11 protein-coding genes are annotated in these 12,796 nt (G+C 45.6%); 4 read left to right on the top strand and 7 right to left on the bottom strand.

Annotated features, from left to right (window positions below):
• Positions 1–14 precede the first annotated feature (14 nt).
• From EWA64_RS15060 to EWA64_RS15050, 3 genes are all read right to left on the bottom strand, one after another.
• Positions 15–1,319, bottom strand: coding sequence for a sensor domain-containing diguanylate cyclase (locus tag EWA64_RS15060; RefSeq protein ID WP_061893995.1), 1,305 nt, complete (start codon positions 1,317–1,319; stop codon positions 15–17).
• Positions 1,316–2,323, bottom strand: a complete 1,008-nt coding sequence (locus EWA64_RS15055) for an ABC transporter substrate-binding protein (RefSeq protein ID WP_061893994.1) — start codon at positions 2,321–2,323, stop codon at positions 1,316–1,318. Before EWA64_RS15055 ends, EWA64_RS15060 begins: the two co-directional genes overlap by 4 nt.
• Positions 2,324–3,083: 760 nt before the next feature.
• On the bottom strand, positions 3,084–3,308 hold the full coding sequence (locus EWA64_RS15050; RefSeq protein ID WP_061893992.1) for a hypothetical protein: 225 nt from the start codon (positions 3,306–3,308) through the stop codon (positions 3,084–3,086).
• On the opposite strand from EWA64_RS15050, the gene EWA64_RS15045 reads away from it, so the two are divergent.
• The 3 genes from EWA64_RS15045 (at position 3,291) to EWA64_RS15035 (ending at position 7,727) form a co-directional block, all read left to right on the top strand.
• Positions 3,291–5,033, top strand: a complete 1,743-nt coding sequence (locus EWA64_RS15045; RefSeq protein WP_061893991.1) for an ABC transporter transmembrane domain-containing protein — start codon at positions 3,291–3,293, stop codon at positions 5,031–5,033. The genes EWA64_RS15050 and EWA64_RS15045 overlap by 18 nt on opposite strands.
• Positions 5,034–5,036: 3 nt before the next feature.
• On the top strand, positions 5,037–6,812 hold the full coding sequence (locus EWA64_RS15040; protein ID WP_061893990.1) for an ABC transporter transmembrane domain-containing protein: 1,776 nt from the start codon (positions 5,037–5,039) through the stop codon (positions 6,810–6,812).
• A 366-nt stretch (positions 6,813–7,178) separates the two neighbouring features.
• Entirely contained in the window at positions 7,179–7,727 is a 549-nt protein-coding gene (locus EWA64_RS15035; protein WP_039426052.1) for an MSHA operon transcriptional regulator, read from the top strand.
• A gap of 56 nt (positions 7,728–7,783) precedes the next feature.
• Here EWA64_RS15035 and EWA64_RS15030 read toward each other — a convergent pair whose 3' ends face one another.
• From EWA64_RS15030 to EWA64_RS15015, 4 genes are all read right to left on the bottom strand, one after another.
• Entirely contained in the window at positions 7,784–8,005 is a 222-nt protein-coding gene (locus EWA64_RS15030; protein WP_061893989.1) for a hypothetical protein, read from the bottom strand.
• 148 nt (positions 8,006–8,153) lie between these two features.
• On the bottom strand, positions 8,154–8,630 hold the full coding sequence (locus EWA64_RS15025; protein ID WP_039444346.1) for a Dps family protein: 477 nt from the start codon (positions 8,628–8,630) through the stop codon (positions 8,154–8,156).
• A 150-nt stretch (positions 8,631–8,780) separates the two neighbouring features.
• The gene (locus EWA64_RS15020) at positions 8,781–9,920 is read right to left on the bottom strand and encodes an HD-GYP domain-containing protein (RefSeq protein ID WP_061893988.1); all 1,140 of its coding nucleotides are present in this window, start codon (positions 9,918–9,920) and stop codon (positions 8,781–8,783) included.
• Between the two features lie 257 nt (positions 9,921–10,177).
• Positions 10,178–11,380: an aromatic amino acid transport family protein gene (locus EWA64_RS15015; protein WP_061893987.1), complete on the bottom strand. Its 1,203-nt coding sequence runs from the start codon at positions 11,378–11,380 to the stop codon at positions 10,178–10,180.
• 536 nt (positions 11,381–11,916) lie between these two features.
• Here EWA64_RS15015 and EWA64_RS15010 point away from each other — a divergent pair.
• Positions 11,917–12,612, top strand: a complete 696-nt coding sequence (locus tag EWA64_RS15010; protein WP_061894102.1) for a substrate-binding periplasmic protein — start codon at positions 11,917–11,919, stop codon at positions 12,610–12,612.
• Positions 12,613–12,796: the final 184 nt, after the last annotated feature.

Genomic DNA, 12,796 nt, shown 5'->3' with positions numbered 1-12,796 from the left:
GCGCTCTGGCGCTGCTAAGAAATTTGCTTTTCTTCTGGGAAGAGATAACTGCTCCAAATGAGCACCGACTCACTATTTTTGGCGCGGTACATATCTTCATCAGCCAGCTTTACCAAGTGGTTGATGGAGCGGGTTTGATCAGGATAAAAGCTGATACCAATACTTGGATAAACGTGCAGCTTTTCTCCGTTGAAATCGATCGGTTCACTGACCATGCGAGCAAACTTTTCTGTTTTTGGCAGTACGCCATTGAAGTCTTTCAGTAAATCGAGACACACGACAAACTCGTCACCACCAATACGCCCCAAAATGTCGGTGTTGCGAAAGCAAACCTCCATTCGGCGCGCCACTTGGCGTAGTATTTCGTCTCCCGCATAGTGGCCGAAGGTGTCGTTTATTTCTTTAAATTTATTTAAATCAATAAACAGCAAGGCCATCTTTAATCCGGTACGATTCGCTTTCGCTGTGGCATTTTCTACCGCCGCCATAAAGGCGCGTCGATTATTCAAACCAGTCAGCGGGTCTTTCTCTGATAGGTATATCAACTGCTCTTTCTGTTCACGGAGCTCCGCCGTTTGCCGCAACACTTCTTGCTCTAAATGCTCACGAGTAACGGTGCTCTGTTGTAGGGAATCTTTCATCGAATTAAAACAATTTGCCATGACCGCGAACTCCTCATCCAGTTCTGTCGAGGTGATCCGGCTCTCCATATTTCCGCTGCGCATCTCATCTAGCCCTAAACGCAGTACCTTAAAGCCTTTGCGAAAGCGCTTTAGCATCAAGTAAGTGACGCTGCTGATCAATAGGGTAAAAAAAGCCAGTGAAAAACCACTGGTAAATACCGCTTTGCGCAACTTATTCAGTCGCTCTTCGAGAACATTGCGCTGCAAAGCAGATAACTCCTCGTCCATACTCTGCACTATCATGTTGTAACGGGAGTGCAGCAGTTCTTTCGCCTGCAGATTGGCTCCAGCGAGATTTTTCTCATGCAGTAGCAGCCTTTCCAAAGTGTTGTTCATGCGTTCTAAATTAGTCATGACCTTTTGAAAACGCTTAGTATTGTGGATTTGCTCCGTCATTTTGTTCTGCGCAAGAGTCAGTTGCGTAAAACTTTCATCGTCTTTGTATTGCAGATAAAGCGAGAGTTGATTGCGCAGAAGTTCCAAGTTGAACTGAGCTTGAGTAATAATCTCCATTTCGTTTTCAATGTTCTTTTGCTCTTCAATCACATTCCACAATGAATGAGTCACCACTCCGACCAACAGCACGGTGGAGAAGAAAAGCAAAGTGAGTTTGTATGAAAACGAACCTAACGTCATTTCACGTCTAATCCTTTACGCCTTTGCGCTTGTATTAATATATGCCGATCAACAATCTTACGATAATCGGGCATTGGCCCTGTGACTAAACCTTTTTCAAGCGCCCAACGAGCCTGAACTTGTAAATTAGAGAGTAGCCCATTACCCAAAGAGAGTCGGTAGATGTAATCATTCCAAGACCAAGACAGTTGTCCAAGAGGGATATCCAAGGAATTGGCCACCCGTTTTTGTACCTCCAACGGGTGAGCTTGAATCCACTCTTCGGCTTCTTCCAGCGCCAGTAGAATCCTGATGCTCTCATCCTGATAACGGGTAACATTCTCCCTTGTCGTCAATAAGTTAAATGACAGCTGGTAAATGCCGGGAATACTGAGATCGACCACATCAACCCGTGGGTTGTTTTGCAATTGGTAACCCAGTGGCTCCCACACTGAAACCGCGTCGACCTCACCGCTGATCAGAATGTCATCCAATCTCGTGAAAGGGGCGTACACTTTTTCCACTTTTGTCCCGGGGACATCACTGGACATGAGCATAGAGTCCAAGAAAAACTCACTGGCACTGGCCTTTACCACCCCAACCTTTTTCCCGTTCAAACCTGAGATTTGATAAATGTCGTTTTCAGCTAAGGTGAGAAGTTTAAGATCAAATCCCGACTCAACGAAGCTGGCCAACATGACAAAATCGTCACGTTTAAAGCTTTCGAACATCACTACCGATTCTGACGCCGTGGCAAAATCGACATTTTGCTCAAACAGAAAACGGGCGCACTCCACCCCTCCGTAACAGGGCACCACATCCACCTTCACACCATATTTTGCAAACAGCCCACGCTGCTGGGCAATAATCAAAGGGGCAGATAATGGTGTCTGCGACACACCGATTTTTAATACCACAGGAGTAGACGAGATCGACTCACTATGTTTCCACCGCACCCCTGCGATAGCCACAACAGCAAGTACAACGAGTAAAACGGCAATGAGCACGTGTTTTCTCAAAATCATCTTTGCAGCCACATTTATACAATTCGTTTAATATAATCCTAGCTGCTTTTTTGTTGCTGTGAATTAAAATTTTCCCCACAGAGGAGAGGCTGGCTCTAAGTATTTAATAATTAACTATCAGATAGATATAGTAATAGTACTATTTTTTAACCTTTTGAAGCGTAAACTTGCAAATGGATAAAAAGAGCAAGCTAAGCAGTTTTTTTGCTTATCTGATTCACTTTTGCGACATTTTATAAATGAAATCACCAGCTATTCTGTCGCTATTGTAAGCATCGACGATATCAAATCGTTCGCTGAAGTGACCAAAAAAAGCAGCGATCACCTCGCTGCTTTTTACTCTCTCTATTGACTCTCTATCTTTGCGTTTTTCTGTTGCCTTCCTCAGTTGTCTCTTCGCCACTTCAGTTCGCTTTCATTATATTTTCCTTAAACCTCATCGATTATCAGAATTTGATCACATATTCTGACCCTTTGATGTTATCAATAAGTAACATTGTGTCGTTTTTTTGCTCAAGATAAAAATCATCTTGTATTCGATGGATGAAACACAATAATTGAAGGTTCCAGCCCATCATCCTCAATGGCATTTTTTGCAGAGAATGCAATATAAACCGAACGACTTACGCCAAAACAGCGCATTGTTTCTGTCGTACTGGGCAAAAATAATTTCAACATAACAATAAATTAGAGACATTTTTGTGTATAAAATTGCTTTCAACGCCATTTTTGTCTCATAGCCACACAACTCAACATTTTCTTATCCCGGTTTAAAAGCTGTTCGATCTACTTTCAGCTCCGGGTCAACGTCCAGACTCTCTGAACGGAAATCGGTTGAGAGTGCCAAGCTCAACGCGATCTTGTACGGCATCGCCTGATCACCAAGCACTCTTTGCAAGACGCCGACGCAAGCTTTGCCATTAGGGAAATCTGGTACAAATAACAACAGCAGGTGCAGGAGGCGCAGGTGAAAATTTTCTGGCAATTACGATGGTTCTTTAGGCTCAGGTGGAAACACTATTGCGGCTCAATACTGTTATTTATGCTGATCTCGGCAATGCAATTGATCACCCCAAAAGCGGTGGGCAATATCGTTGACGGGATTGTTGCCGATACCATGTCTACTGATGAGATGATGCAGTGGCTGGGTCTGCTGCTGCTGGTTTGGCTAGCTATTTACGTTTGCCGCATTTTGTGGCGTGTCTGGTTATTTGGCGCCAGCATTGAGCTCGGTACCATATTGCGCAATCGTCTTTATCAACATTTATCCACTCAGCCGCCTCGCTTCTTCGAACGTTATAAAACGGGCGACTTAATGGCGCGCGGCACTAACGATGTGAAAAACGTGGTGGTGACCGCCGGTGAAGGGGTGCTCACCGCCACCGATTCACTGATTACCGGCATCGCCGTATTGATCATCATGATCACCCAGATCAGTTGGAAGCTAACGCTGGTCGCCCTGCTACCCATGCCCTTTCTTGGCATTGCGATTTTCTACATTGTGCGCATTCTCCATCAACGTTTTAAAGTCGCCCAAGAAGCCTTCTCCGATATGTCGGATTTAACCCAAGAGTCGTTAAACGGCATGAGGATGTTGCGCGCGTTTGGTCTTGAGAATCAAGAGCAGCAACGCTTTGACGCCGTTGTGGAAGATACAGGCAACAAAAATATTGCCGTCGCCCGTGTCGACGCCCGTTTTGATCCAGCGATCCAACTGACGATCAGCCTCTCTTTTTTCCTCAGTATCAGCGTCGGCGCGTACTTGGTGCATCATCAAGAAATCACGCTCGGCGATCTCACCGCCTTCACCATGTATCTTGGCTTGATGATTTGGCCAATGCTGGCATTTGCTTTCTTGTTCAATATTCTCGAACGTGGTTCTGCAGCTTGGAATCGTCTAGAAGAGATCTTTGCGCAGAAGCCGGAGATCGTGAGCGGTAATGAATCGCTCTCGAAAGAGCCTCAGCCTCTGCATGTCAACATTGAGAGCTACCATTGGAGCGCGGATCTCCCTGCCGTACTCAGCCAATGCCACTTTACTGTCACTCCGGGTTCAATGCTTGGCATTGCTGGCCCCGTTGGCAGTGGCAAATCCACCTTACTTTCGCTGCTGCTACGCCAGCAAGAGATGAAACACGGTGATATTCACTATCGGCAAGTCGCGCTGAAAAACGCCGATCTTGAACAGTGGCGCAGCAAGTTTGCCGTGGTCAGCCAGTCACCGTTTCTGTTTTCCTGTTCTATCTTTGAAAATATTGCCTTGGGCAGCCCCAATGCTTCTAAAGAAGAGGTCTTTCGCGCGGCAAAACTGGCCTGTATCCATGACGACATCCTTAAGTTTCCTGATGGTTACGACACTGAAGTGGGTGAAAAAGGCATCACACTCTCTGGCGGGCAAAAACAGCGTATCGCCATCGCTCGCGCCATGTTACTCAATGCGGAAATTCTGATTTTAGATGACGCACTTTCTGCGGTCGATGGGCGCACAGAGCATCAAATTCTCCGCAACTTGGAGCAACATTATCGCCACCAATCGCTGATCGTGATCGCCCATCGTCTGACTGCTTTAGAAAAAGCCAATGAGATTGTGGTGCTAAACCATGGCCATATTGTGGAAAGGGGCTCGCATAAAGCACTGCTGGATAATCACGCTTGGTATGCCGAAATGTACCGCTACCAGCAATTAGAACAAGCCATGGAGGAGGCATAAGCAATGAAATCCACTACCTTAAAACGTCTGTTTGCTTATCCGTTGGCTCAGCCCAAAGCGATGCTAACTGGGCTGCTGTTTTTGTTTATTGCCGCACTCGCCAATGCAGGCGGTCCTTGGTTAATTCAATATTTTATTGATGAACACATCACCAAAGATAACTATAGCCAATCCGTTTTACTGACCTTGATCGCGAGCTATCTCGGGCTGTTGATCTGTTCGGCGCTCTTTCAATATTTGCAAGGCTTGCAATTCAACATTGTGGCCACGCATATCATCAAGACCATCCGACGTCAGGCGTTCAATAAAGTGATTCGTCAGCCGCTGTCAGCGTTTGACTATACACCGACTGGCAAACTGGTTTCCCGTTTAACCAATGACACCGAATCCCTGCAACAATTTTACGAACTGCTGATCGCCTCGGTGGTGAAAAACTTGGTCATGATTGTGGTGATGTTGGCGGTCATGTTTATTTTAAGCTGGAAACTCACCTTGGTGGTTTTAGTACTGCTGCCGATCGTCGTAGCCTTTATGGCTTTATTTCAAAAACTTAGTACGAGTTCATATCGGTTGATGCGCGATTTGCAAACCGACATCAACGGCAACCTCAGCGAATCGATTCAAGGCATGGGCGTGATTCAACTGATGCGCCAAGAGAAACGTTTTAATCAGCAATTCAACCATCTGACTGAGGCGCACCTGCAAGCAGGTAAAAAAGTCATCACACTCAACGGTGTGCTACTACGCCCTTTAATGGACTTACTCTCGGGCATTACTCTTCTTACTCTGGTGGCGATTTTCGGTTACAGCGGCGTTGAAATGATTGGTGTCGGGGTTTTGTATGCCTTCATTAGCTATCTTGGCCGTATCACCGAACCCTTGATTGAGATGACGCAGCAACTTGCACTGCTTCAGCAAGCCTTAGTGGCCAGTGAGCGAATTTTTGAAATGATTGACGCACCGGAACAAACCTACGGCAGTGACAACCAAGCACTTGCTACGGGAAGCATCCAGATCGCAGGGCTCAATTTTAGCTACGATGGCAAACAGCAAGTGCTCAAAGAGATCAATATTGACGTCCCTCATCAAAGTTTTGTCGCTTTAGTCGGCCATACTGGTAGCGGGAAAAGCACTTTGGCTTCCTTGCTGATGGGATTCTATCCGCTGAGCGAGGGAACATTAAAGATTGATGGCCGCCCGCTCTCTTCGCTCAGTAAGGAAGTACTACGCAGAGACATTGCGATGGTGCAGCAAGAACCGCACATTTTGCCCACATCCGTCAGAGAGAATATTGCCCTAGGGCGCGACGTGAGCGATGAAATGATTTGGCAATCTCTAGAGCAAGTGGGCCTTGCTGAACAGGTACGACGCTACCCGGCAGGTATTGACACCCAACTGGGCCAAGGTGAAACCAATCTTTCTGCAGGTCAGAAGCAGTTGTTGGCTATGGCGAGAGTGTTGATTGCGAAGCCAAAAATTCTCATCTTGGACGAAGCAACCGCCAACATTGACTCAGGCACCGAAGCTTTGATTCAACGCAGCTTAGCGGCACTGCGTCATGATATGACGCTGGTTGTTATCGCCCATCGTCTTTCCACCATACTCGATGCCGATCAGATAGTCGTGCTGCATCATGGTGATTTAGTCGAGTCCGGTAGCCACAGACAACTGCTTGCAATGAAAGGCCGCTATGCGCAAATGTACCAACTACAACAAGCGAACCAACACATCAAAGAGATAGAGAAACAGGAAGAGGAGCAACTCGAACAAGCCTCTTAAAACTATCACGAGCGCGCCAAGAGTCACTTGAGGGCTCTTGGCACCTTGCTTGATGCACTTGCATCTTTCATCGAAGCGACCGCTTATCTTCGCATTAAAACTGCACCTGCCCACTGGAGTTCTGCCTATCGCAATCCAATCCCGCTGATACTTGGAAACATCTTTTCTCTCGCCATCTAACAGGCGACTATTGTACAATAGTTGAGCTTCAACGATTTAAACACGTGGCAATACGGCTTAAGTTGCCGCTAAATTTTGGGTTTAGTCGCGTGAGGTAAAATGTTTTTCGCAAAATACTGACTACAATGAAAAACAGGTTGTTACTCTCATTTTCAATCACATCAACAACTAGTGTGTATTGTGTCCATGAACGAAGACAAATTTACTCATATATATCGCTTGCCTGGCTCACTGCAAATTCGCATTGCTAAATGGCAACAAACTTTCCGCGGTACGTCCGATCTGGTGTTGCATAACGCTCTAACAGTGCGCAACCAGCAGTATCAAAAGCCCGATTTTTTTCCTAAAGGATGGTGTATTCCTTTAGTCGATGAAGCGGAAATCTCCATTACACATCATGGTAAGTATATTCAAACGGCGATGCGTACCATGGTGGATCGAAAAGTCTCGTATAAGCGAGTATTTTTATCACGCTTTCCACTAGATCAGGCACAAGAACTGCTCATCCAATATAAAAAAGAGTGGATCAAGAAACACAACCAAGTTGCGAGAAAATACAATCAGATCAAGAAGAAAGAGTTCATGAGTTTCGCTTGGGAAGAAGTCGAGACGCTCTACCCTTCCATTCCAAAAGAGAAATTCGATAAGGCGCTTTGGAACCGTCTGGTGTTAAAAGAGTTCGGACCAGAGAAAAAATACAATAATCCCTATTTTGTCAAGAAAGCCGATTTCTAACAGCCATAAAAAAGCCGCAATTTAATTTGCGGCTCTAGCTAAAGTTAGGGTTGACGTTAATGTTGTTGCTGATGTTCACGATGGCCAAATTCTGTTTGTTGATAAATATCTGCCAGAGATTTCGGTTTGTTTATCCGGCGTTTCGTTTTAGGACAAAAAACTGCCTGCTCTTGTTCACTGAGAGCTTGTTCATGCTCTTTTGCCGATTGAACAAAATCAGGATTAGACATGGCTTGTTGACGCAGCCTGTTTACACGTTCTAAGGTTTCCCACAACATAGCGTTACCTCCTCCAAGAACCTGTTCATACATCCAGTATAGTGCTTAATGCGACTTCGTCAACCCACACTGGTCATTTATACAGCATTTTTTTGTGCAAGCCGTTTGCGACCAGCTTGCACTAGTTGTCGCTTACTCTTATGGCTTTTTATTGCAAGTAAGCATTAAGCATCCAAACGAGTTTTTCTTGCTCACGAATGTAGTCGCTCATCTGCGAGGCGGTCCCTTCGTCATCCGCTTCACTCGCCTGTTTAAGCAGTTCACGTTGCTGATGCACGATTGTCGTGAAGCCATTGAGTAGACCCGCGACGCACTCTTCACCAGTTAAGGCATTTTTATGCTCTTTGATCACACTGTACGCAAGGTAGTCACTAAAGCCGTGAACGGGAGTAAAACCTAATGTCAGAATACGCTCAGCCAGTTCATCAATTTTCGTTTGTAGATCAGTGTAGATCTCTTCAAACTTTGCATGTAATTCAAAAAACTGCGGCCCTTTAATATTCCAATGATACCCGCGAGTATTCATGTAAAACACCTGATAGTTTGACAGTAAGGTGTTAAGTTGTTTGGCTAGATTCAGCGCTGCTTGTTGTTCAAGCCCAATTAAATTTGTTTTGTCAGTCATAGTAATCACCTTCTTATCCGAGCTGAATGAGAAATCTTTTCCTCTTTAACGACTATTCTATGCTGACCAATAAAAAAGGCAAAAGCGATTAAATCTATTCATTTAATCGTTTCTGCCTATTTAAAGAGCCTGTTTTGCGTGCGCGCTGAATCAATAAAAGCCATCTTTGGGATCGTGCTCAGGAAAACGTGCCACGATCTGCTTTAGTTTATCTTGATGTTCTCTCAAAGCGTTGACACAAGCCTTGTCGAGTTTTCCTTCCGCGACCATTTTTTCCATTTCCAGCAACGCATGGGTGATAGACCAAGCTTGCCGATAGGGCCTATGAGTGGTTAATGCGTCAAAAATATTAGCCACCGACACGACTCGTGCCACTGGCGGGATTTGCTCACCCTGCAAGCCAAATGGATAACCAGAGCCATCAAGGAACTCGTGATGATAAGCCATCACTTGCGTCAACAGTGTGATGCTCGGATGGTGCGGATTTCCCAGAGACTCAATGATCTTGTCCATTATCTCAACGCCACTTTCGATGTGGTTGCGCATTTTCGACGTTTCACTGCCATCCAGATTGGCGGTTTTACACAAAAGATCGATGGCGAGGTTTACCTTGCCAATATCGTGGAAACGAGAAAAAAGGCACAAATGCTCGATGGTTTCATCATCAAACCCCCATACCTCTGCCGTTTCACTGGCAATAATGCGAGTGTACCGACTGATCCTTTCTTTATGCGCCAGAGAATCTTTGTTGTAAGAAGGTGATAAGGCTTGGGTTTTCTCCGCGCACTCAGCAATCGCATGCACGATTTGATATTCGGAGAAAATGGCAAATTGGATGATGTCAAAATAGGGCTTCATCTTTTCCACCAATTCTGGGGTAAACGCCGCCACCTTTCTCGAGTTGACAAACAGAAAGCCGATAAATTTATCTTGTTCAAAACAGGTCGCGGCAATCGAAGAGCGGTAACCGGAATCGATCAAGGCTTTGACATGCACGCTCGGGGAGAGCTCGTTAAGATCATCAATAATGCGGAAGCTTTTCTCGTTGACGCAGCGAGTTAAGGCGGGGAAATCGTCCAAATGTGCGCGGTAGTGAGCCAGTTCCGTTAAAGCGCTGCTGTCAGCATACGTTTTTAGCAGCCCATGCTCTTCGTCGAAGACGGCAAAGGATATACGCTCAATGCTGGCATCATGAACTTGCATTCTATGCAGTATGCCTTTGAGCTGATCATTTAATGATGAAGCATTATAAAAATACGCGCAATTTGCTGATTCACTCCACAAGTCCATCTCTTTGCTCCTTTGCCATACACAAATTGACGCCAAGCACCAATTTGTATTTCCCCACATGGATAAGTCTAGGCGCTAACTAGAAGGTTATCCTGAAGAAATTAAGGTAAAATCAAAGATATTTGATCGCGGTTAAATCAAATGGGTGAATTAGAAGGCAATTAATCTATTTTCCTCATGCAAAAGAATAGAGACGCAGTGGAGAGCAGCAATAACGGGGTGGTTAAGTATCCACTTAACCGCCCCTCATCGCTCTGCTATCCCAATGAAGGTAACAGACCGAGGCTGATTAAAAGTTGTGCCGTCACAATCAACACACCTACCCCGCCAGTCAGCAGCAGAGAAACTTGGCCACCAGCAACGCGATATGCCCGTTGTGGATTCTGCTTTCTTACTTTATTGACCATAGCCACTGGCAGGAAAATAGCTAATATGGTCAGCGCAATCGCAGCATAACCCAACGCGGTAATGAATCCTTGTGGATAGAACAGTGCAAAACCCAGCGGTGGCGTAAAGGTCACAACCGCGGCTATCACACGATTGGAGTTTCCCTGCTGCTTTTTCAGCGTGTCGCCAAGAAACTCAAACAGACCCAGACTAACGCCAAGGAAGGAAGTCAGAAGCGCAAGATCCGCAAATACTCCCACCAATGTGCCCAGTTGCGACTGATGTACGGTGATCGCTAGCTGTGCAATCAAGCCACTAAGCGCAGAGTTAGCAAGTAAATCATCTTGCTTTACTACCCCAAGCGTCACAATCTGCCAGAAGATGTAAATGACTAATGGGATCAAAGAGCCAAACAAAACCGCTTTACGCAGAGAGCCTGTATCACCATCGAGGTAACGGACAATCGCCGGAATACTGCCATGAAAACCGAACGAGGTGAAAATGACCGGAATCGACGCAACGACCAAACCCTGTTCGAGCGGCATACTCAGCAAATAAGCCTGACTCACATTCGGCGCTAGGAAAAACAACACAGCTACCATGGCAACAATTTTGAGCGTAAAGAGCACCCGGTTGACTTTATCTACCGCACTGGTGCCAATCGTCACTATGGTTGCAACCAATAGTGTAAACAGCGTAGTCGCCAGCGCGCCATCAACTTGCACGCCAAACCACTGAGTCACTCGGGTCGCAAATTGTGCCCCGCCCCCTGCGATATAGGCAGCGCAAAGCGCATAGAAGAGAAACAACATCGAGAAGCTTGCAATCAATTTGCCCCTAGGGCCGAGAATTTGCTTTGCCAAGGTATGCAAGGTCGCGTTACTTTGCGCTTCTTGATGGACTTCAACCATTAGCAAAGCGGTAAAAGCCATCAGCGCCCACAATGACACCATGATCATCAACGAGATGGAAAATCCGATACCTGCGGAAGCCAGTGGCAAAGCCAACATACCCGCACCAATGGTTGTGCCGGCAATAATCAAAGTACTACCAAAAATCTTTGAGCTATGCATGGGTGTATTCTTTTATTTACACATAAGGAATATCTTGCAGAGATTGATGGTAAAAAAACGCCAGTCAACCTTGCAAAACGCTAGATTAATGGTGATTCTGTAGTATCTATGATTAGAGATCAAGATAAATGTAATGATTTCAAACCAATGGTGTAATTTTATTTTTACACACAGAGATAACTGAGAAAAGAAACGTATGAGGCTGCATATAAATTTCGATGGGTAGTCAGCCAACTCACTTGTACAGGTAGGCCAGAATAAGCGTGCAGCGTTTTAAGCAAAGTCGCATTGTTGCTAAACAAGGTTGTCTAATCAGAATGTTAACGGTTTGTGAGCAAGCTCTCTGTTTTCTTTTCTTGTCCTGATTATGAGTGTCAACTCGATAAGTAAAAAAACAGATAACTGCTAGACTCAAATAACAATTTAATCGCTTTTGGATTGGGATATGGCAGCTTCTAAGCTCGTGTTCACGAGGTTTATCCAAAACCATGCTACGTAACTCACTTTTAGCCTCACTCGTTTTCTTCGCAGCCAGTATGAGCACAAGTACGCACGCCGAGCAGAAGGATGTCGTGCGTTTTGCATTGGGTGAATGGCAACCTTATACCTCTGCTGACGACGGCATTTTAGAAAAAATAGTGCTTAAAATTTACAATGATCAGGGCTTGGATGTTGAGTTTGCCTACTACCCTTGGATGCGCAGCGCCAAACTGGTCGAATACGGCAAAGCCGATGCGACATTCCCTTGGTATGCCACCGAGGAACGAAGAGCAAGCTACCTGCTCTCTACGACCCCTTTGCTTCACGCCGATACTGTGATGTTTTACCACAACTCGGTCAACTTAGAATGGAATGAGCTTGCTGATCTCGCTAAGTACCGACTCGGCGCTGTCGATGGCTACACCGTCACGCAACTTATGCAAGAGAACGGATTGACGCCTGTGATCGCCTCTGATCTAAAAGAAAACTTTCTCAAACTGCACAGAGCGCGCGTCGAGGCGATTCCTGCAGAAAAGCGAGTTGGCCGCTATATGGTCAACCGGGTAACGGAAAATGACCCAAGAGTTATTTTGGTCAACCCAAAGCCACTGCTCAGCGACCCTATGTATGTGCTTTTTCAACCCACAAAACGGGGGAAAAAATTGCAAACTATCTATGAAAAAGGGATCCACGCATTGAAGCAGTCGGGATGTTACGAAATTATGCTTGAAAACAATCCTTGCCCCGAATAGCTCGTTTGCGGCCGAGTCTACACCCAATGCGGCAGCCTTATTTGTGCGACTCATCCGAGCTGTCTATTCTGCGCTTTTCATCCCTTTGCGCTGAGACGCATGACGTTTATCATCTATGAAATCTCGTGCACTATTGCATGATATGAATGAAATGTGACAACTAAGATACACTTAGCTACTGATA

The organism is Vibrio cidicii (genome assembly GCF_009665415.1).
Lineage (GTDB): Bacteria > Pseudomonadota > Gammaproteobacteria > Enterobacterales > Vibrionaceae > Vibrio > Vibrio cidicii.
The sequence above is the reverse complement of the archived record's forward strand: the minus strand, read 5'-3'. Positions and strand labels throughout refer to the sequence as shown.

Excerpts from the sequence above, each read along its gene's own strand:
- EWA64_RS15025 (WP_039444346.1), bottom strand. The coding sequence starts at position 8,630 with ATGACTGACAAAACAAATTTAATTGGGCTTGAACAACAAGCAGCGCTG.
- EWA64_RS15015 (WP_061893987.1), bottom strand. The coding sequence starts at position 11,380 with ATGCATAGCTCAAAGATTTTTGGTAGTACTTTGATTATTGCCGGCACA.
- EWA64_RS15010 (WP_061894102.1), top strand. The coding sequence starts at position 11,917 with ATGAGCACAAGTACGCACGCCGAGCAGAAGGATGTCGTGCGTTTTGCA.
- EWA64_RS15055 (WP_061893994.1), bottom strand. The coding sequence starts at position 2,323 with ATGATTTTGAGAAAACACGTGCTCATTGCCGTTTTACTCGTTGTACTT.
- EWA64_RS15040 (WP_061893990.1), top strand. The coding sequence starts at position 5,037 with ATGAAATCCACTACCTTAAAACGTCTGTTTGCTTATCCGTTGGCTCAG.
- EWA64_RS15060 (WP_061893995.1), bottom strand. The coding sequence starts at position 1,319 with ATGACGTTAGGTTCGTTTTCATACAAACTCACTTTGCTTTTCTTCTCC.
- EWA64_RS15020 (WP_061893988.1), bottom strand. The coding sequence starts at position 9,920 with ATGGACTTGTGGAGTGAATCAGCAAATTGCGCGTATTTTTATAATGCT.
- EWA64_RS15030 (WP_061893989.1), bottom strand. The coding sequence starts at position 8,005 with ATGTTGTGGGAAACCTTAGAACGTGTAAACAGGCTGCGTCAACAAGCC.
- EWA64_RS15035 (WP_039426052.1), top strand. The coding sequence starts at position 7,179 with ATGAACGAAGACAAATTTACTCATATATATCGCTTGCCTGGCTCACTG.